This is a genomic window from Vibrio sp. PSi01, from assembly GCF_054960695.1.
In genome coordinates this window covers 235,361-260,041 of record NZ_JBHNYN010000004.1, presented here as the reverse complement: position 1 = coordinate 260,041, position 24,681 = coordinate 235,361, and the positions used below count along the sequence as shown (strand labels likewise).

16 protein-coding genes are annotated in these 24,681 nt (G+C 43.3%); 8 read left to right on the top strand and 8 right to left on the bottom strand.

Going from position 1 to position 24,681, the window contains the following annotated elements:
* Positions 1–234 precede the first annotated feature (234 nt).
* Positions 235–1,965: a nitrate/nitrite two-component system sensor histidine kinase NarQ gene (gene narQ / locus ACFI6G_RS08355; RefSeq protein ID WP_010430070.1), complete on the top strand. Its 1,731-nt coding sequence runs from the start codon at positions 235–237 to the stop codon at positions 1,963–1,965.
* The gene (locus ACFI6G_RS08350) at positions 1,952–2,584 is read left to right on the top strand and encodes a response regulator (RefSeq protein WP_010430067.1); all 633 of its coding nucleotides are present in this window, start codon (positions 1,952–1,954) and stop codon (positions 2,582–2,584) included. The genes narQ and ACFI6G_RS08350 overlap by 14 nt, the downstream gene beginning before the upstream one ends.
* 208 nt (positions 2,585–2,792) lie before the next feature.
* Here ACFI6G_RS08350 and dcuC read toward each other — a convergent pair whose 3' ends face one another.
* From dcuC to ACFI6G_RS08335, 3 genes are all read right to left on the bottom strand, one after another.
* The gene (gene dcuC, locus ACFI6G_RS08345) at positions 2,793–4,160 is read right to left on the bottom strand and encodes an anaerobic C4-dicarboxylate transporter DcuC (RefSeq protein WP_016788598.1); all 1,368 of its coding nucleotides are present in this window, start codon (positions 4,158–4,160) and stop codon (positions 2,793–2,795) included.
* 466 nt (positions 4,161–4,626) lie between these two features.
* Positions 4,627–5,133, bottom strand: coding sequence for a hypothetical protein (locus ACFI6G_RS08340; protein ID WP_010430060.1), 507 nt, complete (start codon positions 5,131–5,133; stop codon positions 4,627–4,629).
* A complete protein-coding gene (locus tag ACFI6G_RS08335; protein WP_010430057.1) occupies positions 5,126–5,821 on the bottom strand; it encodes a winged helix-turn-helix domain-containing protein in 696 nt (231 codons plus the stop codon). The genes ACFI6G_RS08340 and ACFI6G_RS08335 overlap by 8 nt, the downstream gene beginning before the upstream one ends.
* Before the next feature lie 356 nt (positions 5,822–6,177).
* Here ACFI6G_RS08335 and ACFI6G_RS08330 point away from each other — a divergent pair, with 356 nt between their 5' ends.
* The 4 genes from ACFI6G_RS08330 (at position 6,178) to ACFI6G_RS08315 (ending at position 14,125) form a co-directional block, all read left to right on the top strand.
* The gene (locus ACFI6G_RS08330) at positions 6,178–8,403 is read left to right on the top strand and encodes a lipase (protein WP_462710234.1); all 2,226 of its coding nucleotides are present in this window, start codon (positions 6,178–6,180) and stop codon (positions 8,401–8,403) included.
* Positions 8,393–9,586 carry an outer membrane protein transport protein gene (locus ACFI6G_RS08325; protein ID WP_016785302.1) on the top strand — a complete coding sequence of 398 codons (1,194 nt, stop codon included), beginning with the start codon at positions 8,393–8,395 and terminating at the stop codon, positions 9,584–9,586. The genes ACFI6G_RS08330 and ACFI6G_RS08325 overlap by 11 nt, the downstream gene beginning before the upstream one ends.
* A 194-nt stretch (positions 9,587–9,780) precedes the next feature.
* Positions 9,781–11,061, top strand: coding sequence for an efflux RND transporter periplasmic adaptor subunit (locus ACFI6G_RS08320; RefSeq protein ID WP_016794625.1), 1,281 nt, complete (start codon positions 9,781–9,783; stop codon positions 11,059–11,061).
* Positions 11,048–14,125 carry an efflux RND transporter permease subunit gene (locus ACFI6G_RS08315; RefSeq protein WP_462710233.1) on the top strand — a complete coding sequence of 1,026 codons (3,078 nt, stop codon included), beginning with the start codon at positions 11,048–11,050 and terminating at the stop codon, positions 14,123–14,125. Before ACFI6G_RS08320 ends, ACFI6G_RS08315 begins: the two co-directional genes overlap by 14 nt.
* A 162-nt stretch (positions 14,126–14,287) precedes the next feature.
* On the opposite strand, the gene ACFI6G_RS08310 is transcribed toward ACFI6G_RS08315, so the two are convergent.
* The 5 genes from ACFI6G_RS08310 to ACFI6G_RS08290 all read right to left on the bottom strand — a co-directional run bounded on the left by ACFI6G_RS08310 (position 14,288) and on the right by ACFI6G_RS08290 (position 19,488).
* Positions 14,288–15,199, bottom strand: a complete 912-nt coding sequence (locus ACFI6G_RS08310) for a 2OG-Fe(II) oxygenase family protein (RefSeq protein ID WP_010430038.1) — start codon at positions 15,197–15,199, stop codon at positions 14,288–14,290.
* Between the two features lie 292 nt (positions 15,200–15,491).
* The gene (locus tag ACFI6G_RS08305; protein WP_016793384.1) at positions 15,492–16,508 is read right to left on the bottom strand and encodes a polysaccharide lyase family 7 protein; all 1,017 of its coding nucleotides are present in this window, start codon (positions 16,506–16,508) and stop codon (positions 15,492–15,494) included.
* A 191-nt stretch (positions 16,509–16,699) separates the two neighbouring features.
* Positions 16,700–17,452, bottom strand: coding sequence for a DUF481 domain-containing protein (locus tag ACFI6G_RS08300; RefSeq protein ID WP_010430032.1), 753 nt, complete (start codon positions 17,450–17,452; stop codon positions 16,700–16,702).
* 191 nt (positions 17,453–17,643) lie between these two features.
* A complete protein-coding gene (locus ACFI6G_RS08295; RefSeq protein ID WP_010430029.1) occupies positions 17,644–18,540 on the bottom strand; it encodes a hypothetical protein in 897 nt (298 codons plus the stop codon).
* A gap of 231 nt (positions 18,541–18,771) precedes the next feature.
* Positions 18,772–19,488 (bottom strand): GntR family transcriptional regulator, encoded by a 717-nt coding sequence (locus tag ACFI6G_RS08290; protein WP_010430026.1) that lies wholly within the window; start codon positions 19,486–19,488, stop codon positions 18,772–18,774.
* 317 nt (positions 19,489–19,805) lie between these two features.
* Between ACFI6G_RS08290 and mngA the strand changes: the two genes are divergently transcribed.
* Both mngA and mngB read left to right on the top strand, forming a co-directional pair.
* Entirely contained in the window at positions 19,806–21,740 is a 1,935-nt protein-coding gene (gene mngA, locus ACFI6G_RS08285; RefSeq protein WP_154724211.1) for a PTS 2-O-a-mannosyl-D-glycerate transporter subunit IIABC, read from the top strand.
* A gap of 235 nt (positions 21,741–21,975) precedes the next feature.
* Complete coding sequence (gene mngB / locus ACFI6G_RS08280) at positions 21,976–24,645, top strand: mannosylglycerate hydrolase (RefSeq protein WP_102297745.1); 2,670 nt, start codon at positions 21,976–21,978, stop codon at positions 24,643–24,645.
* Positions 24,646–24,681: the final 36 nt, after the last annotated feature.

Genomic DNA, 24,681 nt, shown 5'->3' with positions numbered 1-24,681 from the left:
CTAAGATGTTGTAATTGTAGATCATTGTTTTGTTAATATCTTGTCATTTATCCTCACAAGTAGTGTAGTTTTAGAAATATTTGTATAAATACCCCTTAAGGGCTAAATGGGATCCTATATTGTCTTAGATCAATAAATTACGAAGCGTTTGGTCACATATTGAATGGAGCTCTGTTTTTTGATGTGTGACAATAGGTTTCCGCTAGCCACTAATCTTTACCTAGGACATTGCTTTTGCTTATTAAACCGGTTTCATCTGTAACAAGTACAATAGCGAAATCTCTGCTATTTATATTGCTTCTTTCGGTTGCTACTACAGGTTTTGCAATCTTCACATTGGCGTCTAGTCTCAACGATGCAGAAGCAGTCAACGTGGCAGGCTCTATGCGTATGCAGAGCTACCGTTTAGCGCATGATATTCAAATAGAATCAGTTGATTACGATTCTCACATTCATGAATTTGAAAAATCTTTGTATTCGCCTTCAATGGCTGAATTGGTTAGCTGGGATGTACCAACAGACATAACGGAAGACTATTATTTAATTATTGGTCGTTGGCATGAGCTCAAGCGGGTATTGAATAGTGAAGACAGAAAACATTATTTAGTTTTAGTTGAAAATTTTGTTGCCGAAATTGATGGCTTTGTTTACAAGTTACAAGAGTACTCAGAATACAAATTGATAAAATTGGCGTGGGCTGGGGGAATCGGTCTAGGTGGCATTCTGGTCATATCTCTTTTTGTTGTTCATTTTGTTCGTAAACAAGTTGTTAAACCTTTACACGCGTTGGTTCGAGCAAGTCAGAGAATCAAAAACCGAGACTTTGAGGTTCAGTTAAACATTACGAGTAACAACGAACTGGGTATTTTGACCAAAACCTTTAACTCTATGGCCAAGGATTTAGGTGCTCTTTATCGAAATCTTGAGGATGTTGTTGACGCGAAAACAATAGAACTGCAAAACGCTAACCAATCGTTGCAGGCGCTTTATAATTCTTCACAAGAGTTGACCGTTACGCGTATCGCCCCAGAAAATTTTAGAGCGATTTTGCAGCACCTAGTTAGCCTTGAGGGCATTGAATCATTGAGGCTAGAGATTGTTGATAATTCAGGTCGCTCATTGGTCATGGACGAGGGATATGACTCGACTCAAGACTATGAAAAGTTCGAAATGAAGCTTGATGATAACGAACTTATTCTCGGTTATCTCTATTGCTCGTATCATCATGGGCATTCTACTAAGGCATTGATTGAGAGCTTTATTCAACTGTTATCGAGAGCTATCTATTATAATCGAGCTCAAAAGAAAGCTGAGCAACTGATTATTATGGAAGAACGGGCGACGATCGCTCGTGAGCTACACGATTCCTTGGCTCAATCATTATCGTATTTAAAGATCCAAGTGACGCTATTGAAGCGTGTTATTGGTAAACTACCCGAACAAAAGCACCGCGAGCAGTCTGAACAAATAGCGTCAGAGATCGGTAATGGTATTGCAGGTGCTTATACTCAATTAAGAGAGTTGCTCACTACGTTCAGGTTAACGATAAAAGAGGGTAACTTTGGAGATGCTTTGAGTACCATGCTTGAACAACTCAGTGAAAGAACGGATGCGAAGATTAACCTAAACAATAATCTTTCATCCATTGAACTTGATGCTCATAGTCAGGTTCATTTGCTTCAGTTGATTCGTGAAGCAACAATAAACGCCATAAAACACGCCAATGCTGACTTGATAGATGTATGCTGTATCGATGAGGACGGTGAAGTGTTAGTCGTGATTAAAGATAATGGAGACGGCTTTGACTCAAGTAGTTCCAAAATGAACCACTATGGGATGAGCATTATGCAGGAGCGTGCGGCAAGACTGAATGGCGACTTATCGATTGAAGCAGCTCAAGGTGAAGGCTGTACAGTCATATTGAAATATAAAAGTTTGAAGGAAGTTAAAGTTGACGATTTGTAAAGTAATGCTGGTTGATGATCATCCATTGATGCGCAGAGGTATAAGCCAATTACTGAGCTTTGAAGACGAATTCGAAGTGATTGCAGAAGCGAGCAACGGCACTGAAGCAGTTGCTCTTGCTCATGAAGAAGAACCTGATTTGATCCTTCTTGATCTTAATATGAAGGGCATGTCAGGGTTAGATACCTTGAAAGCACTTCGTACTGATGGCTCTAGCGCTAACATTGTCATTCTAACAGTATCAGATAGCCCCGCAGACATCGAAGCTATCGTAAAAGCGGGCGCTGATGGTTACTTATTGAAAGACACTGAACCAGATGAACTCATTGAATTGCTTAAGCAAGCGCATAGTGGTGATAAAGCCTACAGCAGTGTTGTATCTCGCTACTTAAATGATGCTGAGAGCCGTAACGACATCTTCGACCAACTAACTGAGCGTGAAATGCAGATCCTTCAAGAAGTTGCGAAAGGTTATCGTAACAAGCAGATCGCAGACCATCTGTTTATTTCTGAATCGACAGTTAAGGTACATATGAAGAGCCTTCTTAAAAAGCTGCAAGTGCCTTCTCGTACTGCCGCGACGGTTCTGTATCTAGAACGTTATGGTGAAATGAAGTAGGGCTTATTCTTTTGAAGTAAAACTATTTCAAGCCGTATTGTTTATTTCAAATGTAGGATCAAATAACATGAGCTTATTACGATAATCTCTCACGATACTTCGAATGATATTGAACTGTGACATTAAAAAAGGCGCTGAACTTACTAAGTTCAGCGCCTTTTTATTAGGGCATTTTATATCCAAATAATCATGTCTGTTTTACTGACAATTAAGCTGCCATTGGTACTAGAACAAGCGTACCGAAGATCACCGTGATAAGACCACAGATTACTGGTACTGAAGTACGTTTAACGACTTCAAACGGGCTGATTTTACCCATGCCAGAAGTCGCTACAATTACACCCGAAACAGGAGAAATTGTACGGCCTAAGTTAGACGCTTGAAGCATTGGGATGATTAGGAACGCAGGGTTCAAGCCCATTTTCGCAGCAAGTGACGGAGCCAGTTCTACGAATGCATAGAATGGCGCGTTACCAGAACCTGTCGCGATAGCAGCAGCAACTGTTAGACCAGTCAGGATAAGCATTAATGCGATACCGCCAGCGCCAGCTGATTCAGCAAGGCCGATTAGGTTATCAATTGCACCGATAGACATTAGGCCCTGAGCAAATACACCCGCCGCAACCAACAGCATTACTACGCCTTTAAATGCTTCGGCCATACCTTGGTAGCAAGAATCTAGGTCTTCTAGTGTTTTTTCGCCGTCAAACTTCTTCACAACGTAATCGATAACAGCGCCCACGAAAATTGAACCTACTACGATGGTGTAGATATCAAGTGAAAGGCCCGGAATGGTACGACCGTTGAATAGAAATACTCCAAAAATAGGTAAGAATGGAAGAGCAGCATAAAAAGCCGGCGCATTCGTTTCAATTTCTGAAACGTCTACTTTTTCCATTGGCGTGTTTTCTTTCTTATCTAGGTACTTGTTCCAGAAGAAAGCGGCACCAGCCATCACAATGATTGCACATATTGAAACAGGCAGTACCGTTTGAACAGCAAACACATCAAGAGACATACCTGATTTTTCTGCTGCGATAACCACATCACCCGACGTTGGTGAAAGAATGATTGCTGCAGGTGATGCACAAACCGCCACCGCTGCTGGACGAGAAATACCCATTGCCGTCATCATTGGGAATAGGGTCGCCATCAATAGCACGCCAAGGCCTGTTGCAGAACTTACTGCTAGAGACATTAGACACGCTACGATGTAAGCCGCAACAAGAAGTACGTATGGAGATTTGATAGCAGCAAGCGGTTTAGAGAATTGTTTTACTACCACATTGTTTGCGCCGATATGCGTCATGTAAGAAGCAAAGCCACAAAGAAGCATGATTTGCATGCCTAGGCCGCCTCCACGGTACTGAAGCATGTACTTAACGAATTCTAGTGAGTCGGTAACCATGTTACCTGTTGAAGCGACCTTAGCGGGTAAGACTGTGTGACCTATAAGGCCAGTAATAAGAAGTAGGGCAAGGCCAGCTGTCAGTAATACACCTGCCGCTTTATAGCCTTTCACAATAAAGTAACCAACAGCGATAGTAATCACTAATCCGATCAAGAGCTCTAACATAGAAATCTCCACAAAGTTTAAAAAAATATAAGAAAGTGTTTCAGAATATGACAATGAATGTACAGAAAACTGCACTGTGGCACGAGGCATAGTTGAGGTTGATATGATCTAAGACAAACATTTTCTTTGATGTTAATTGTGGTTGTAAATCATGAACAACTACTGTTGTTTAGATGTTAATAAACAAATTATCTATCTCAATAGAATATAACTTGGATCACCTTTATAGTGAGGAGTTGTATACAAAGGTGTGGATTTATAAATCTATGACTTTTGGAGCCTAACGTGCAGAACTAAAAAGAAGTGTGTATTTTTACATGATATCGGATTAATTTATGAACTGATGCCTACTGGGAATGGAAAGTTAAGTAGGCTTCAGCGAGAGTTGAATTGATGTGGAAATGCATAGCTCCTAACGTATTGGCTTAAGTACAGCTACTGACCGAAATAGTTGATAGTTAAACGATTAGTTAATGTTCAATTCAGGATCTGCATTCGAGTAAGTGGGCAGGTCGGCGCATATCACTTTTTTACAGAAGTGAATCATTCCGCGCTGAGTGACCAATAATAATTCATCATTATTTAGTGGGATATAAGCCATGGCATCTGAAGAAAGCACTGCACCTTCACTGATCATCACCTTTTCGTAAAATGTGAGCTCTCTATTTGGTATGATTTGTTCATGTTGAGTCTCGTCTAAAGAAATGTCGTGTTGGGTTACCACGTAAGTACCTGACGACGCAAAGCCAGCTTCTTTCGTAGAGACATATAACAATTCATAGCTGTTATTCTTCTTAAACTCGATATTAACGGCAGCTTGATTATAAATGACTTTTTCTTGTGGGTTGACCACCGAGGCTGTGTTGGATAAATAATGACCTTTAAGATAACTTTGAGGAATAAAGGTTGTCATCCATCCGGCCATAATACCGATTATGGCGATTGCAACGAAGATCTGTTTTTCTTTATTCACAAGTCACTCCTTTAAATTCACTTGGGAAGCTCAGAGATTTTCCTGAATTATCGATGATGATTTTTCTTCCCTTATATTCGTAAAGCGTCACGTTGAATAATTCATTAAAAGTGAACTCGTCGGATTCGATTTTACAAGAGATAAAATGTTGACCCACGAGATCTTCGCCTAGGCTATTTCTATCTAAATAAGAAAACAGATAATGGGATAAACCTGCAGTCACTACAAATAATACAATCAGTGCTAGTACACTAATTGTTTTTTTCTTAGCCGCGGTTGGTGATCTTTCTGGCGCTGTGTTGTCTTCAGGTTGTTTCGTTTCTTGTATTGGTTGCGATTGAATTATACGCAGCGCGCGTTCTTTGTCTTGTGTCACTTGTCCTGCAAATCGGTAGCCTTTACCGCGCTCAGTGACGATGATTATCCCCCTTTTATCTTCTAACGCTTTTCGGCAAATCGAGATGGTTTGCATTAGGCTGCCATCTTCAACGTAGATACCTTTAGACACCCACACTTGTTCAATAAGAACTTGGCGCGTGATCACCTCATTGGGTCTCGAGATAAAAAACTTAAGTAGCTCTGATTCGTTAGAACCTATTGGGTACGTACGACCTGTCTTAAAGTGATGGATTTCACTCTCTTCTAAATTGACCTGTATATCATCATTGATAATAAATTCAGCAGACATCTGGGTTCTCATTGTTATAAGCGTTCTCACTTAAATATAACAAATACCACTATAAATATAAACTCACTCACTTTGTCTTATTTTATGTTTAAATAATTGAATTTGTTTGATTATCCCTCTTTTTATATTCCCTTATAAACCTTTTTGAGGTTGTTTAATGTGGTTTCAGGTGCTTGCCGCCAGTCGCTATTAGATCATTAACGGGTGACGCTGATTTAGTGGGTGTGGGTTAACTGCTCAAATTTCTTACGTAGTTTTATCAACGTGTCATTCCAACTCTGTGTTGCCTTGCTCTCTACGAATAAAAGTCGAGCTTACCTCCGACTCAATCGGCAATTCAAATAACGATAAATCGCATGACCACACCAGTTAAATGCGAAAGCTACGAAGGAGCTGTTTTGAAAGATTTCAATAAGCCGTATATATGTGGACTAATTACGCTTGCCTTACTCGGCTGTCAGTCTGAAGACTCGGCTCAAGATGCCGTATTGATATTAGTTCCCTACAACATTAATGAATTACCAAAACCGAACGATGGTTATGGGTATGACGAGGATGGAACAATATCCGGTGTCGGTGAAGACGTTGTCGTAATGTCATCGACTAACGACGCGTATTATCAGGACTACAACAACTCATACGCAGCCCTAGACGGTTGGGGACTTTGTGCAGAACCGATTTTGATTCCTCTAAAAAGTGTTAATTCTGATAAACGTTATCCACTCAATAACGAAACCTTAGCCGGGAATGTTGTATTAATTGATGAAATAACAGGTGATGAAGTTGACACTCAAATATCGGCCGATGGTTCCAATATAATTATTCAGTGCGAATCAGGATTAAAAGAGGGGACGACTTATTCGATCGTTGTTACTGACGGGGTAAAAACTGAATTTAATGAGCCTTTAAAAGCAGATGCCAGTTTTGATGAGTTGATTTATTCAGACGTCCCATTAAATAACGAAAAAGAAGAAGTCCTTCAAGATCAAGTATTGAGTGCTATTGAATCATATTATGCGTTAAATCCAGAGAAAGGTATTCCCGTTTATGCTGCGCAGTTTAAAACACAGAGTTCGTATTCGTCGCTAGATGCAATGAAAAGAAACCATCTGCAATATGGTAGTTCATTCACCCAAGAAGAGCTTGTAATTGTAGAGGAAAAGCGGGGATATAACCTGTATACAAAAGTGCTAAAAATTCCGTCGTACTTACCTTTTACAAAAGAGAGGGAGGCGGAATGTATCGTCGATGAATTTGACCCGAAAGAAAATTGCCCACCACTGTATGAATGGATTACCAACACTTCCGGTAGTTTTCCAACTGCGGAGAATCCAATGCCTCAAAAAACAGAAGACCTTGAGATGACGGCAGATATATACGTACCAAAAGAGTTTAACTGGAATAGTTTTATAGAGTTACCTGTCGCTATTTTTATTCATGGTGTTACAGCAGAGCGCGGCACTGCTTCTTTAATGGCTGCGGAATATACTGATAAAGGTTATGCCGTGGTTGCGATCGATATGCCATATCACGGTGAGCGGATACGTTATGACTCAAGCCCTGAGCACGTGGAAATTAGTGCCCGAGCAAACAAAGCCTTCTTCATCAATATTGATTCCCCTTTAGCGCTTCGTTCTAACCTCCAGCAGTCTGTTTCTGATTTTTTGGGTCTACGCTATGCGTTGAGCCAAGAAGGTTGGGTTGATAACAATAACGTTCATCTAATTGGGCAATCGTTGGGAGGAATCATGTCGGTGATGGTAAGTGAATTCAGTCAAGCGTCTCGAGCACTTACGGCTAACTCAGACTTTACTTTCAACACTGTAAACTTTGTTGTTCCGGGACAGGGGCTAACTAACTTGGTTCTGTCCTCTCAAACCTTAGGCCCTGAAATGTCAGAAGGGGTTAAGAAATCCCCAGATGTTCAGCGCGGCATTGCTGAAACGGTGATACCAGATACATGTACAACAGAAGCAACGAATCAGCAGTGCATTGAAGCGCTTCGTGATTTTGTCGCACTTTCAACAGATAACGCGCTGCTTGTTAGTCAGCTAGAGGATGACATCTTCGATTTGGTTGTGACAGACCTTAAACAAGGGGTCCAAGCAACAATTGATAGTGCTGACCCTGCGAGCTTTATCTCTCGCCAAGTCGCTGCTGAGCAGCCAACTCTTTTGTTAGCTGCCGTTGGAGATTGCGGGGAGACTTGTGACGTTGGTGTTGACTATGTCCCAGATAGCGTAATTCCCAATACCGCGCCAGGTAACATTCGTACTGGTACTGAACCACTGATTACTGCGCTTGGCTTAGACCCAATAACAGGCACATCAGAAAATATTAATGAAAAGCGTGGAGCAGTACGAACCACAACCGGCGGGCATGGTACGTATCTGTTCCCCTATGAAGGTCCCGTTGATGAAAATGGCTTACCGGGCACACCAGGTGAAAACATGTCAGACGTTCGTGAAGCGGTGGACACTCAACAAATTGCCGTTGCTTCTATGGTAATGAGTGACGGTGCAGTAGTCGTCATTAATAACGAAGATCACATCGAAACCGAGGTGCCTCAAGATGAAGAATAAATTCTTACTGAGCACTGCCGCTGCTCTTGTCCCTTGCCTGACTAATGCGGCTGGCTTTCAACTTAACGCGCAGTCTGCAACCGGGTTAGGTCGTGCATTCGCCGGTGATGCAGTGATGGCAGATAGCGCGGCAATTGTTGCTAAAAACAGCGCTGCGATGGCTTACATCGAGCAACCAACACTCTCTGTCGGCGCTATCTATATCGATAGTGGTATTGATGTGTCTAGCGTTAGCTACACACCAATGATTGGTGATACTGAAATGTTAGATGACCAATCATTAGACGCAGGGACATTAGTTCCGAACATTCATTATGTACATCCAATCGAAGGTTCTAAGTTCACTCTGGGGGCGACGGTGCACTCTAATTTTGGTACCGACGTAGAATTTGATAACTCGTTCGAAGCGGATGAGTTTGGAGGAAAAACGGCGCTTTCCAGTATCAATGTGGGTTTCGCTGTGGCTTACGAGTTGTCTAAAAAAATCAATTTGGGCATAGGGCTAGATGTTATTTACGGTGAGGGCGAAATATACCGCCAAAACTTGTTAAACGTAGATGCCGATGGTTTCGGTTTGGGGGCTAATGTTGGTATGACTTATCAGGTTAATGAACGCAATAGATTTGGTATTACCTACCGTTACAGCCCAGATATCGAAGTGGAAGGTGACATTACTAAAGGTGGTGTCCCTGCCGACAAGATGAATGTACCGTTACCTGACACTCTAGAGTTTTCCGGTTGGCACCAGCTCAACGAACAGTGGGCTTTTCACTACAGCCTGCAGTGGGTGAACTGGTCTGAATTTGACTCGCTAACATCTGACTCTTATGACGACTCAATTAAAGAGTATCAATGGAAAGATGCAGGGCATATTTCTGTCGGTGGTACGTACACCATGTCGAAAGACATCGTTCTACGAGCGGGTTATATGTACGACATTTCCCCAACTGATGAACTTACATCGTTATCAATTCCTGATGTTAACCGTCATTGGCTCACGGTCGGAGGGACATATAACTTCACGGCTGCCAGTTCTGTGGACATTGGTGTCGGATTTATCATCGGAGAATCACAAGATATTGACGAAAGCCTGACGACGATCCCAGGAACGAGTTCCAATATAACTGCTGATGTGACTGCCGATGCTCTCTTGATCGGTGTTCAGTATCAGCATCGTTTTTAACTTTTACTTTGGAGTTCAGAACGTAAAAATTTAGGAATCATATAAAAATTGCAGGGCTCGACAGTGAGTTGAGCCCTTTTCTCATTATTAGCTGTTTTAGCATTATTTAAATAGCTGGAAGCTCATTAAGTAAGAAATAGCTGCTTAGAAAAACGTTTTAATTCAGACGAATTCAACGGTTATGGTTATTAAAAATGAAATTTACAAAGCTTAGTAAAACAATCTGTTTGGCACTGTTTGCCTTACATATCTCTCCATCGTTTGCCCAAGACTCAAACTTAATTCCTGTGACTATCGAAAAAGCGCACAAACAAGCCTTCACTTCTTCAATCAACGAGGTTGGCAAAATCAGGGCAACGGATTCTGCTGCATTGACATTTAGTGCCTCCGACAAAATTCTTAATATCCATTTCAAAGATGGAGATCCAGTTAAAAAAGGCGAACTGATCGCCCAGTTGGACAATACCAAAGCGAAAGCCGATTTAGACAAAGCAAGAAGCTCTCTAGCGTTAGCAAAGTCGAAATTAAAGCGTGTACAAGAATTACTAAAGAAACAGCCTGACTCGATGTCTCAACAAGATGTGGAAGAACTGGGCGAACAGGCGAACCTAGCCGCTGCTGATTTTCGTCAGAAAGAAGCGCTGATGAATGACTATTTGTTGGTTGCGCCATTTGATGGGCAGCTAACAAATTTTACCCACTCAGTGGGTAGTAAGATTGATAGCTCAACTGCGTTGGTGAGTTTGATCAAACTCGATCCTGTCGAAGTTCAGTATTCAATTGGACAGTCTGACTTGGGTAACGCAAAACTAGGGCAGAATGTATCCATACAAGTTGATGCATTTATCGATGAAGCGTTTTCTGGTGTGGTGGATTACATTGCGCCAGCAGTGGACGAGAGCTCAGGCCGTGTAGAGGTGCACGCGCACGTGACTAACCCAGAGCATCGCTTAGTTCCGGGTATGTTTGCTAAAGTAAGTCAGATGACCAGCGAAGATTCAACGCAGATGGTGGTTTCTCAAAACTCCGTTCAAGCCAAAGATACAGAGCGTTTTGTTTGGGTTGTGAATGGTGAAAAAATCGAGCAACGCATTGTCGAATTAGGTGTGAATACTAACGATGGTTACGTTGTTGTAGAGAAAGGCTTGAAGCTTGGCAATGACGTCGTGGTGACGGGACAGCAGAACCTCAAGAAAGCGTCGTTGGTTAAGGTCATGAACCCAAATGCTGAGCAGAAAACCGTTGAGCTAGTACCTGAACCACATCCGATTGAACCCTCGGTTGATTGGACGGAAGCATCGAAAGGTGTAGACGAAGCGATCAAGGAAAACAGCGAGCAAGCAGAGACCCGTGCGACTGTTGAGGATTCATCGAGCGAAACTCACAGCAAGGAAACTCACAGCAAGGAAACTCACAGTAAGGACACACTAAGCAAGGAAGCTGTAGCGAAGGAGAATCTGAATGAAGCTTCCTGAGATTTGTATTAAGCACCCTGTGTTTGCGTCAGTTCTGAGTATCGCAATTGTCTTATTTGGCCTGCTGTCATTTCAGAAACTATCGATCCAATATTTCCCTGAACATAAAACACCTTCAGCCACGGTAACGGCTGCGATCAATGGCGCGAGCGCTGAATTTATGTCGCGCAATGTGGCCGACAAACTGATTACTGCTGCAACCGGCCTCGACAGTGTGAAAACCATGACGACGGACTGTCAGGAGGGCACGTGTAATCTAAAAATCATCTTTGAAGATGACATTGATGACGTCGAATACACCAGTTTGATGAACAACCTGCGCAGCAGCGTGGAAGCGATTGGTGATTTCCCGCCAAGTATGACGGATAAGCCAACGGTCACGGATGACTCTTCTGACACCAGTATGCCGAGTAACATCATCACGTTTGTGAATACTGGCAAGATGTCTAAGCAAGATATGTACGACTACATTAGCCAGCAAGTAGTGCCTCAATTTAAGCATATTCAAGGTGTGGGTGGCATTTGGGGACCGTATGGTGGCAGCGAAAAAGCGGTGCGAGTTTGGTTGCAACCGGATCGCATGATGGCGCTCAATATGAGCGCATCAGACGTGGTAGGTACATTAAGTTCATACAATGCGACGTTTACAGCGGGTACCATCAAAGGTCAGGTAAGAGATTTCTCAATCAACCCAGTCAATCAAGTGACCAGTGTTGATGATGTACGAGACTTGGTGGTCCGTGTTGATGACGGCAAGATCATTCGTGTCGGCGATATTGCAGAAGTTAAAATGGGAGAAGAAAGCTTAACCCCGAGTATTCTTCGAGTCGATGACAACTTAGCAATGTCGATTCAGGTGTTACCGCTAAAAAGTGAAAACCCAGTCACAGTAGCGAATAAAGTTAAGAAACAAATCGATGTGATTCAGCCTCAGTTGCCAGAAGGCATTGAGATGAAGATGGTCTACAACCAAGCGGATTTCATTAAAGCTGCAATTGATGAAGGCTTCATGACTTTAGTTGAAGCGATTGTTTTGGTTTCAGCAGTGGTGGTTCTATTCCTTGGCTCTTTTCGAGTCGCTTCAATTCCGATCATCACCATCCCGGTGTGTGTGATAGGCGTATTTGCCGTCATGCATTTACTTGGGTTTAGTATCAACGTACTGACGATTCTCGCTATCATTCTCGCCATTGGTTTGGTGGTTGATGATGCGATTGTTGTGGCTGAAAACTGCTACCGTCATATCGAAGAGGGTGAAACGCCGTTCAATGCTGCAATTAAAGGGTGTCGAGAGATCGTCTTTCCAGTGATTGCGATGACGCTGACTTTGGCGGTTGTTTACTTACCAATTGGCTTGATGGCAGGCCTAACCGCCGATCTATTCAGGCAGTTCGCGTTCACGCTTGCAGCAGCGGTGATCATCTCTGGGTTTGTGGCGTTAACGCTCTCACCAATGATGAGTGCTTACTTAATGAAGCCGGTATCAACCCCGGCGAAGTGGTATCAAAAAGTTGATGCGAAACTGAATATGTTATCGGATTTATACACCAAAGAGCTAGGCAAATGGTTTGATCGTAAGGCTCTGATGAGTGGTATTGCTTTAATGCTGATCGCTTTATCGGCCTTAGCGGTTTGGAAAATGCCTCAAGTATTGCTTCCAACGGAAGATACCGGTTTTGTTGAGGTGACCTCTACACCACCAACAGGTGTTGGCCGTCAATACCATCTAGATAACAACGCGGAACTTAACAATGTGTTCAAAGGTGATAGTTCAGTAGAAGCGAATTTATCTTACATCGAAGGGACTCCGACCAATCACGTTTTATTGAAATCATGGGGCGAGCGTGATCAGTCAGCTGATGAATTGGTAAACGAGTTTATCGCTAAGGCACAAAGTTCAGTCTCTGCTTACGGCATGTCCTTCAAGGTTCGCTCAGCAGATAACTTGAACATTGCAACCAACATGATCCTTGAACTGACGACGGTTAACCGTGATACCACTGTGTTGTCTGAAACCGCGAGCGAAGTCGTTAAGGCGCTTGAGGATTACGAGGGCGTGACCAACATTAAGAACTCAATGCTGCGTGACCAGTTACGTTATGACTTGTCGATTGATCGCAATGCGATTGTATTGTCTGGTGTTGATTACGGTAACGTAACCAATGCGTTATCGACGTTCCTTGGTTCTGTTAAAGCCGCAGATTTGCAAGCGGACGACGGTTATACATACCCGATTCAAGCTCAAGTGAACCGAAGTGATCTTGGTGATTTCAAGGTGCTCGATAAGCTGTATGTGGATTCACAGTCGGGTCAAAGGCTTCCTTTATCTCAGTTTGTATCGATTAAACAAGTGACGTCGGAATCTAATTTCAAGACGTTCATGGGTAAAGACAGCGCTGAAATCACCGCGGACTTGATGCCCGGATATACGGCGAGCGACGTGAAGGCATACATTGATGACACGGTACCAAGCCTGTTGAAACCTGCTCAGAGCTACGAGTTCAATGGTGTAGTTAAAGATCTGGTTGATTCAACCGCGGGCGCACAAGTGCAGTTCGTATTGGCGTTGATTTTCATCTTCTTGATCTTGGCGGCGCAGTTTGAAAGCTTTGTTGACCCAATGATAATCTTGCTGACGGTTCCATTGTGTATTGTGGGCGCGATTTTGACGCTTTCGGTATTTGGTCAAAGCCTGAATATTTACTCGAAGATAGGATTGCTGACACTGGTTGGTCTCGTGACCAAACACGGTATTTTGCTGGTGGAGTTTGCCAACGAGAAACGTAAATCTGGCGCGAGTGCGAAAGAAGCGGCGATCAGCAGTGCGCGTTCAAGGTTACGTCCAATTTTGATGACCTCACTGACGATGATCCTCGGTTCATTGCCATTGGCATTGGCGGATGGCCCGGGTTCCTTAGGTCGAATCAATATTGGTTTGGTATTAGTCGGCGGTTTGACAGCCGGAACCTTCTTCTCACTGTTCTTAGTGCCAGTGGCTTACGTTGGTATGGCGAATCTAAAACAGATGGACATACTGACTCGGTTGAGAACGAAACCCGCATAACTCGCCATATAGATTGACCAGTTAATTGAAGTGAAAACTAAAACGCGCCTACCATGGCCATGGTGGGCGCGTTTGTATTTATTCTCTCAATTGCAGTGAATGGTTAGGAGAGTTTGTATCATTTAACATGGTGCGAAGCTGTCTAGAACTGTTCAAAATCGCCTAGAACGGTGCAAAATTATCATGTACCGCGGTTGGTATCGTCCAGCGTTGATGCGCATTTATAGGCTCTAATGACGAATTGTGGTGTGGTATTTGTCCACGATCGCCATACAACCACAATACCAAGTTTGAACGTTCACCACTTGTTATCGGCAGTGCCGCATGGGCAACGTTTCCTCGATGAATCATAGCGACACCGGGTGTGAATGTCGTTTCGTTCATCTTACCTGTAGCAGGATCATAAAAGTTAAGTTCTGACCCTGAAAACTCTTCATCTGGCATATTTATATTAATGTTGAGCGTGACAGAAGACGCATCAGTATGCAGGCGTAAAGAGGTATCTTTGTTCGCTTGATACTGAATCGAGAACCCAAAAGTTTGCGTATCGTAACCCATGATTTCAGGGAACAATAAGCGAGCGATAGGGCGCATGTAACTGTCGAGTAAATCTCGGTAAAACGCTTGGAAACTTGGCGCGGCTAAATAACCTTCAGATCGGCTGTCTAACATTGCTCCACCACGGTTAAGCACTATGCCGTATGGTGGGCGCAGCGGGATTTGAGCGTTAGAGACCGCTTCCAAGTAATCACGCAACTCAGCGAGACGTTCAGCATCAAAGAACTGAAACTTAAACACCCCAGGAGAGATCTCTTCGAGTAAGTCTTTTACCGCGATTTCTTTCTCTGGATCTTGCCAAGCTTCTCTAACAGCTTCACGCAGGCGGGCATCTAACAGCGAATCGTCGAAACCCAATTGACTGCCTTCCGCGCTTGCTTCCCATTCTTTCCAAGCCTCGCTGAACAAGCCCTTATTGTTGTCCCAAAACTGTTGTACAGAAGGAGCTCGTTGAAGCATCGCTTCTCGTGTTGGTAAATCGATGGCACGTGCGCGCTCTAGTTGATTAGATAACATAATGTGTTCGCTCCTTTTGTTTGCTTGCAACCAATCTATTACACCAAGGTTTGTAGATAAACGGGCCGCTGGGCAAAACAGAATTAACGTTTTCTATATAATCAGCGTGAAGGAGGGGTTACTTTAAGAAGCTTTCAGTCCTTGCTTAGGCGAGGTCATTTGAACGCAAGTTTAACTTAGCGAGTTGCGATGTCGTGGGCGTATCAGTGATAAAACAGCGTATGGATGAGATACCCACACGCCGTTTTCAAGTATCAGTAGTGATTTTAGACACAACTGATGGGGTGACATTCTATCTATGATCAATATTGATCTTCGAAAAGCTAACCGAGAATACTTGACCAGCAAACTCTCTTGAAGGCTTTATTTGGGCGTAAAGACCGGCTTTAAAGTAGTACTCTTCCTTTAACCATGCTTTTGACAACGTAACCTTGTTACCATCACGATCTTCTGTTTCGATGCCCCAAGGTAAGAAGCGCTCTGATAATTCGTCATTAATGAGTGTTGAAAGGTAAATACCTTGCTCATCGAGGCGAATCGTGTAATCCCAATCTAGGTTTGCAGGTGCGACTCCTAGGTTGACACTGAATGGCTGACAGTCGCTACACATTTTGTTTCCTGGTAGAAATGAATCGTTCAGAACAACACGTACCGGCTTATTTTCACCATCCCACTGCAATTTCACTAGCGCTTGTTTAATGTCTTTACCATGAATTTGGCCGAGAACGACTTTTGGGTCACTGCCTGTCACGTCTTTATTCGGGAACTGATCAACGCTCACTGTCGCTTTAAGTTCATGTGTCCCTGTTACCGCCCAGTTTTGGTCTTTAGTGCTGCATCGATTTTCGGTATTGAACTTATACAATTCACGAAGTTCCGAACGAGCGTATTTTGTGTTTGCTGTAGTTGAAACTTGACCACCAAGATCAACGGTGAATTTTAGACGTTCTTCGCCATTAACAGACTCACGAGAGAACCAAGGAAGATGAGTGTCGTTGGTTAAGTACTCTTTACCATTACATTCTTGGGGAATGAGCTCGGCTGCGCTGCTACGGCCATTGTTGTAGTAATCGTCACCACTGACTGGAAGGGTGATTTTCCATTGCTCGATGTTCCAATTGCAATCTGTGCATGTTTTAAGCTCTGCTTGTTCGCTTTTAGCATTAGCTTCACAGCCAGCGAGTAATAATCCACTAGAGATAAACGCAGCAACTTTGAGGTATTTTAAAGGTTGTTGATAGTTGAACATAAAAATAATTTGTAATACAAAAGGTGAGCAAACTTTATCGATAAACCATGAGGTTTTCATTGGCTAAAGAGCGGTTTTACATTTTGTTGACAGAGCTTTGAGCTACCGATCCCAAAAACACATCTCAATACAATTTTTCTAGTTATGGAGCTAGAGCTAGAGTCAATGAGGTTGGTTTTCGTATACGGCTTAGTAATGATTCTCTGAACGATCATGCAAATCCTTTTGCATGTTCGATGGGGAAGCGTAATTTAGAAATCGTAGTTGAGGTTCATTGAGCTGTAGATTTCGGCGTTACTTTGGTCTGATGCGACAGTGGTGTTGTAGATGTATTCGGTATCAAAAGTCAGAGCTAAATTGCCCATCAATATGTTCTTTAGATAGCCTTTGAGGTTGTAATTGGTGTTCTCTTCACCGTAAGCCATGTTAGCCGTTGCCCCCATAGAAAACGTTTCTGTGATCGTCAGAGAGCCATCAACACTGGCATTCACGATCAGTTCATAGTTCTCTTTGTTCGGGAACTCTTCATCGGAGGATTGCCGTTGACTGATTCGGTAACCCGGACCAGCAGAGCCTTGAAGTTTGATTCTTTCAGTATCATAAAAGTGGCGACCCAATCCTGTAGCCGTTATAAATTGCTTACGATAAGTACCAAAGTGGTCGTGTTCAAAACGTGTTGTCGCGACCAAATAGGTGACTTCGTTCAAGTCATAGCTGATGCCATAGTTGGTGGTATAGCGATTGGTGCCGTCTTCATCGTTTTCAGCATCGGTATAGTAGGTATCAAACTGAACTCGTTGGCCCCAGTTCTCTTTTTTGTATCCAACAGAGATTCCAGAGTTGATCGACAAAGATGAGCTGGTGTTTTGTGAGTAGATAAACCCGAGTTTGGTCAGGGTTGTAAAAGGGGATGCTTGAGCTTCTTCTTGTAAGTCAGAACCTTCGCTTAATACGATGTCGCCCTCGAGTTCTACTTCTTCAACTTCTTCGGCAAATACGGGCATAGAGATAGCGATTAGAACTAAAGGTAGCTTTATTAAGGATCGTGTGTATGAAACTGTGTTGGTTAATGGGCGCGTTGTTTGTGAGATAGCGTGTGTCGACATAATGGTTTGGTATATAAGGTGATTGAACACGATGAACGCAAGGTTAGTCGTGAAGAGTCGTCAATGATTGAATCGAAAATGCGAGTGAGTTACGACGCAATAGGCAAAGGCGAAAAGATCGTTTTTATCGCTGAGAACCCATTACCTCGATGAGGATTAAAATCTTCAATGTGGACAAAGAATTCAAGTGTCTCAGAGGGTTTATCGTCTTCGATTAATAAGAACTCGAGTAGTCCTTGTTCTACATGGCATGAAACGATGGTTTCGCTCGATTGATCTGCTGAAATCTGTTCAACGTTGACCAAGACGCTCGTCTCGGGTAAGACATTGAAAGCATCTTGCGCACATTTAAGAATACAGCTGCACACGTACTCACGATATAAGGTATTGCTTTCATAAAGAGACATCGTTTCAAGCTTTACTTCGCCTTGGCACAATACCTTTTTTTCTTTAGGGATCACGTTGTGCTTATTAACCTGAATGTTGATTTCTAACAGGTGACCATTCTTATAGGTATTGAAGTTATGGTTAATCAGTTTGGTGTCGACCACCGCTACGTTCATCAGGTTTTGCTGAGCTTTAGAAAGGGCAGACAACTTTGCTTGGCTATCGTTATTCAAAACGCCTTTCGATAACTGATTGCTTTTTACCCAGTAGCTGTAGTTCTGAACCCAATGTACAAATTCCGTTTTATATTGCTCTATGTCTTTTTCTGCTGCTCGCTCGACATTGCTTGTGAGGGTGTGAAACTTAGACTTGTTACCCAACAGAATATCTAGCCAGTATGGTTTGTATTCATCAAGCGCTTCTATGGCTTTGACTTTATGATCGAATCGAACTGTTGGCATTACTGGTGCAGGTTCTATCGCAATCGACTCCCAATTCATTTTTGGGGTCGGAATGGTATGCACGGATTGGATTAAGTGCAGGTGCTGGTTGAACAAGGTCACTTCACTTACAGCGTCCTCAAGTTGTTTGGTATTCATCTACATTCCTGTCGACTGTTGTTCTTGTCATTTGGCGCTTAGTTTATGTTCAAAGTGCGCGAACAGTATTTAAATGAACGTGAATGATCTTTCGTGAGGTTGCTTGATATTGGTTTAGGAATATTTTGGGGAGAAAGTTAGGTTTATGATTGAGATAACAGCACAGAAACACAGAGAACAAGGCGCTCTCTGTGTTGGTCATCTACTGTTATAGAAACTTGCTGATGAGTATTATCTCTGGCGTCTTGCGACCAAAGTAAATCTGTAATCGTTAGATGTGAAGTAGTTACGGCTGTACTCGAACACCGTGTTATTGGCGAGGTAACCTCGAGTACGTTTTTCAATGATAGGCTGAGTTGGGTCAATCCCTAACTGTTTAGCAACGTCTTCAGGCGGAAGAATCGGCACCAGTTCTTGCTCACTTCTATCAATCACCATGCCTTTGGTGTTCTCAATAAAGTCGTACTTTGATGTCTGCATCACTTGATAGGTGAGATCTGGGAATAGGGCAACAGGTAACCAAGTTTCTTCAACCGTGATTGGATTGTTGTCTATGAAGCGAACACGCTTTACGTAGAAAACTAATTCGCCTTCTTTAATATCTAGATGTTCAGACATCGCCAAAGAACAGGGCTTCATTTCAAAGGCTAGAACATCACTGTGTGTAACCACATCCAAATGCGCCCACTTTTCTTGAAAGCTCGACTGTTTGTAAATGTCGTAATTGATTTTGTTCTCTTTGACATAAGTGCCGCTGCCTTGAACGCTTTCGAGTTCATCATTTTCGATCAGGAGCTTGAGCGCTTGTCTAACCGTTACACGGCTTACAGAAAAAACTTCACGCAGTTGCGCTTCTGTTGGGAGTGCTTCTCCAACCTTATACTCACCAGAACTGATCTTTTCTCTTATTGCATCTGCGATTTGGCGATACATCGGGAGTCTTGCCATTTTTGCCTCGTTTGTGCGCTAGAACAACTAGACTTTGATTAACAACCTGTACCTTAAATACGTAAATTTGCTCTATATAAGCCTTGTTTTAAAGGTTAGTGTGAGCGTCGTATCGGCGTTTTGTAGTACATATAATACAAATTAAACGATACATAACAAGCTTTCTTAAAGGATTTACCAATACGATTTAAATACAAATTAAATACAAATATGTATTGGTGAGATCGTGATCACGGATTAAATGTCTTGAAGTTGTATTATTCTTCTCGTCGACAGGGACGACTGTCGTACTAATCCGTGACTATGGGACAAAGGTTATGAAACTTACTACTCTAACGAATAAGTCGCTCGTGAATCTGCAAACTACGTTTAGCAGTCGAGAAGAGGCGATTTACGCACTTGCTGACCAACTGGATCAGCAAGGCAAACTGCATAACAAGCAAGAGTATCTTGATGCAGTATTTGCTCGTGAAGAGCAAGGCCCGACAGCGCTTGGTGAAGGCCTAGCTGTACCGCACGGCAAGACTGACGCGGTTAAAGAAGCTGGCTTCGCTGTCGCAACGCTTAAAGAAGACATGAAATGGAAAGGCTTGGACGAAGACGAAGATGTAAATCTTATCTTCCTAATTGCGATTCCAAATGCAGAAGCGGGTTCTACCCACATGCATCTGCTGACTGCACTGACAACTACATTGGTCGACGACGATGTTCGCGAAGCGGTATTAAAAGCGACAACGGCTGAAGAAATCTTTGCGCTTCTTGATGGCGACAATCAACAAGAAGAAAAACAAGACAACTTAGATACAAATGCACCGACAATTGTATGTGTTACTGCTTGCCCTGCAGGTATTGCTCATACCTATATGGCGGCAGAGTACCTAGAAAAAGCCGGCAAAAAGCTTGGCTACAAGGTTCATGTTGAAAAGCAGGGCGCAAACGGTATTGAAGATCGCTTAACTGCGGAACAACTTAATAATGCTGTGGCGTGTGTGTTTGCTGCTGAAGTAGCGATTAAAGGATCTGAGCGTTTTAATGGCATTCCTCGTGTTGAAACCCCAGTTGCAGAACCGATTAAGCACGGTGAACGCATTCTTAATGAAGCGATTGAAGAGTCGAAAAAAGGTAACGGTGCAGAACGTAAAATGGCTACCGATGACAAACCGAAAAAACTGCCGTTGAAAACTGAGCTTAAACAAGCACTGCTTTCTGGTATTTCTTACGCGGTTCCTCTTATCGTTGCTGGTGGTACTGTTCTTGCGGTTGCTGTTCTTATCGCGCAAATTTTTGACCTGCAAGAGCTCTACGCAACAAAAGATTCTTGGCTATGGATGTATCGCAAACTAGGTGGCGGCCTACTGGGTACATTGATGGTGCCAGTACTGGCGGCTTACACAGCTTACTCATTAGCAGACAAACCCGCACTTGGTCCTGGTTTTGCCGCGGGTATTGCAGCAAACATCATTGGCTCAGGCTTCCTAGGCGGTGTTGTTGGTGGTTTGATTGCTGGTTATGTGATGCGTTGGGTAAAAGAGCATGTTCGCTTAGGTCCTGCGTTTAACGGATTCCTTACTTTCTACCTTTACCCTGTGATTGGTACTTTGGTAGCGGGTAGCTTGATGCTGTTTGTTATCGGTAAACCTGTAGCGTTCCTAAACCAAGGTCTAACGGACTGGTTGAACGGTATGTCAGGCACCAATGCGCTGTTATTGGGTGCGATTCTTGGTCTGTTTGTATCATTCGACTTAGGTGGCCCTGTAAACAAAGCTGCTTACGCATTCTGCTTAGGTGCAATGGCGAACGGTGTTTATGGCCCATACGCAATATTTGGTTCAGTAAAAATGGTATCGGCGTTCACTGTAACGGCTTCAACCATGATTGCTCCACGCCTATTCAAAGACTTTGAGATTGAAACCGGAAAATCGACATGGCTACTTGGCCTTGCGGGTATTACCGAAGGTGCAATCCCAATGGCGATTGAAGATCCAATCCGTGTAATCGGCTCATTCTTACTAGGCTCTGTGGTTACAGGTGCAATGGTTGGCGCGGCAGGTATTGGTTTATCGACTCCGGGTGCAGGTATCTTCTCTATCTTCTTGTTACACGATTCTGGTTTGGGCGCATTCTCTGCTGCTGCAATCTGGTTCGGTGCTGCGATTGTCGGCACAGTAATTTCAACGATTACTCTTCTGATGTGGCGTGGTCACGCTGTAAAAAAGGGTAAGTTTGAAGCAAGTACTGCAACACAGAACTAACTGAATTTTGGGTTAGCTCCTAACTCACTGCGAAATCAATATATAAAAATAACAAACAACTGGCTGTCCTAAATACCTGTGCTCCTAGCGGTTTTATTCACACAGATTCTGGGCGTGGTTTTCTGCACCCTAAATTTAGTGGCAGCCAATCTTAACCCCTTGAAAAAATTTAATTTAGTCGTATTTGAGCTCGAATTTAAGATTTACTCGAAGCGACACATTTAGGTAAATGATTATGACTACATCACGCGTACATATTACTCCTCACATGCACTGGGATCGTGAATGGTATTTCACAACAGAAGAGTCTCGTATTCTTCTTGTGAACAACATGGAAGAAATCATGAACCGTCTGGAGAGCGATCCAGAATACAAATATTACGTTCTAGATGGTCAAACCGCCGTTCTAGAAGATTACTTTGCAATCAAACCAGAAAACACAGAGCGCGTAAAAGCATTGGTTGAAGCGGGCAAGTTAATTATTGGCCCTTGGTATTCTCAAACCGACACAATGCAAGTTTCTGGTGAGTCAATTGTACGTAACATGATGTATGGTATTCGTGACTGCATGAAGTTTGGCGATGCAATGAAGATTGGTTACCTACCAGATTCATTCAGCATGAGCTCACAGCTGCCAATGATCTACAACGGCTTCGACATCACGCGTGCAATGTTCTGGCGTGGTTGTTCAGAGCGTCATGGCACAAACAAAACAGAATTCTTATGGCAGTCTAATGACGGCAGTGAAGTGGTGGCACAAGTGCTTCCGCTAGGTTACGCGATTGGTAAATACCTTCCACAAGACGAAGAAGGCTTGCGTGCTCGTTTAGATAAGTACTTCCCAGTGCTAGAAAAGCCATCGGTGACTAAAGATATCTTGCTACCGAACGGCCACGATCAAATGCCGATTCAAAAAGATATCTTTGAAGTAATGGACAAGCTTCGCGAAATCTACCCAGATCGCGAGTTCTCAATGAGTCGCTTTGAAGAAGTATTCGAGAAAGTAGAAGCAGCGCGCGACCAACTCGACACAATCAAAGGCGAATTCAACGACGGTAAATACATGCGTGTTCACCGCACGATTTCGTCAACACGTATGGACATCAAACTGATCCATGCGGAAATCGAAAACAAGATTGTAAACATCCTAGAACCTCTAGCGTCTATCGCTTGGACATTAGGTTTCGAATATCACCACGGTTTGATTGAGAAAATGTGGAAAGAGAGCATGAAGAACCATGCTCATGACTCTATTGGTTGCTGTTGTTCAGACAAGGTACACGCTGAAATCCTAAACCGTTACATCCTTGCGGACGACATGGCGACAAACCTAATCCACTTCTACAAACGTAAAATCGTTGACCATATGCCGGATCGCGAAGGTTGCGACAAACTGGCGATGTTTAACCTTTCTCCGTATGAGCGTGAAGAAGTGGTGAACACAACCATCACTATCCGTGCTCAAGAATTTTCTATCTTTGATGAAAACGAAAACCCAGTTGAATACTTCATCCAAGACAAGCGCCAAATCGACCCAGGTAAAGTAGACCGTCAAATCGTTCACTACGGCAACTACGACCCTTTCATGGAGTTTGATATTCAAATCAAACGCACTGTGCCAGCGATGGGTTTCACCACGTTACACATCCAAGGTAATGAGAAGGGCGCAGTTAAAGTCGCAGAGCAGAAAGACTACTTGCTAGAGAACGAATACTACCGAATTAATGTAAACGACAACGGTACTCTGACTATTTTCGATAAAGAGACAGAGCAAGTATTCGACCAAGCACTTCGTTTAGAAGATGGTTCTGATGACGGCGATGAGTACGATTACTCTCCATCTCGTCAAGAGTGGCTGTTGTACTCTGATGAATTCCCGGTAGAAACATCAATTGACCACCAAGGTTTCCAATCGGTAGCAAACATCGCTTTCCGCATGAACGTGCCAGCAAACCTTACAGAGCGTGAAGAACGCACGGGTCAAAATGGATTCGTTGAAGCGCAATGCCAAGTGGTATTGAAGCAAGGTTCTCGCCGCATCGAAGTCCGTATGGAATTGGACAACCAAGCCGACGACCACCGTGTACGTGTATTAGTACCTACGCCATTTATTTCTGAAACTGTAGTAGCAGATAACCAGTTCGGTTGTATTACTCGACCAACCAATGACCCTGCAATGGCGGTTTGGGAAGAAGAGAAGTGGAAAGAAGCACCGGTTCCTGTGTATCAGTTAATGAACTTTGCTGCGCTAGAAAACGGCAAAGCGGGTATGGCTATTATGTCGAATGGTCTGCGTGAATTTGAAGTGATTGCATCTAAAGGTGACGAAAATAGAGATACCTTCGCACTGACACTATTCCGTGGTATTGGCGTGTTGGGTAAAGAAGAGCTATTGCTTCGTCCGGGGCGTCCTTCTGGTATCAAGATCCCGACCCCAGATTCACAAGTGCGCGGCAAGTTAGTGTGTGAATTCACACTGTGTGGCTTCTCGGGTAACCACATTGACGCGAACATCATGGCGCAAGCACGTGACAATGTCACTCAAATCGAATGCTACAACAAGATCCCTTACAACGCGATGAAGCTGAATGTGGGCGAACAAAACCTACCAATGAGCTTCAGCTTGCTATCGAAGCAACAAGCGGGTGCGGTATTAAGTGTGCTTAAGAAAGCTGAAGACGAAGATGCGTTGATCATGCGTGTCTACAACCCAGCAGAAAGTGGTTCAGTATCGGACTCAATCTCTTTCACTCAAGCGGTTTCAAGCTGGAAAGATACAAGTATGGACGAGCGCGTTCGTGAAGGTGATGTAGCAATTGAAACCTTTGGTGACTTGTCTTTTGGCGAATTATCTTTTGGTGAATTGGCATCTTGCCAAGCGAAAACATTCCAAATCAAATTCTAATTTCAATGACCCGCTCACCTTAGTGGGCGGGAATGG

Coding starts and splice junctions, on each gene's coding strand:
- ACFI6G_RS08330 (WP_462710234.1), top strand. CDS start 6,178: ATGACCACACCAGTTAAATGCGAAAGCTACGAAGGAGCTGTTTTGAAA.
- mngA (WP_154724211.1), top strand. CDS start 19,806: ATGAAACTTACTACTCTAACGAATAAGTCGCTCGTGAATCTGCAAACT.
- ACFI6G_RS08305 (WP_016793384.1), bottom strand. CDS start 16,508: ATGAAAACCTCATGGTTTATCGATAAAGTTTGCTCACCTTTTGTATTA.
- ACFI6G_RS08315 (WP_462710233.1), top strand. CDS start 11,048: ATGAAGCTTCCTGAGATTTGTATTAAGCACCCTGTGTTTGCGTCAGTT.
- ACFI6G_RS08310 (WP_010430038.1), bottom strand. CDS start 15,199: ATGTTATCTAATCAACTAGAGCGCGCACGTGCCATCGATTTACCAACA.
- ACFI6G_RS08325 (WP_016785302.1), top strand. CDS start 8,393: ATGAAGAATAAATTCTTACTGAGCACTGCCGCTGCTCTTGTCCCTTGC.
- dcuC (WP_016788598.1), bottom strand. CDS start 4,160: ATGTTAGAGCTCTTGATCGGATTAGTGATTACTATCGCTGTTGGTTAC.
- ACFI6G_RS08300 (WP_010430032.1), bottom strand. CDS start 17,452: ATGCCCGTATTTGCCGAAGAAGTTGAAGAAGTAGAACTCGAGGGCGAC.
- ACFI6G_RS08290 (WP_010430026.1), bottom strand. CDS start 19,488: ATGGCAAGACTCCCGATGTATCGCCAAATCGCAGATGCAATAAGAGAA.
- ACFI6G_RS08335 (WP_010430057.1), bottom strand. CDS start 5,821: ATGTCTGCTGAATTTATTATCAATGATGATATACAGGTCAATTTAGAA.
- ACFI6G_RS08295 (WP_010430029.1), bottom strand. CDS start 18,540: ATGAATACCAAACAACTTGAGGACGCTGTAAGTGAAGTGACCTTGTTC.
- ACFI6G_RS08320 (WP_016794625.1), top strand. CDS start 9,781: ATGAAATTTACAAAGCTTAGTAAAACAATCTGTTTGGCACTGTTTGCC.
- mngB (WP_102297745.1), top strand. CDS start 21,976: ATGACTACATCACGCGTACATATTACTCCTCACATGCACTGGGATCGT.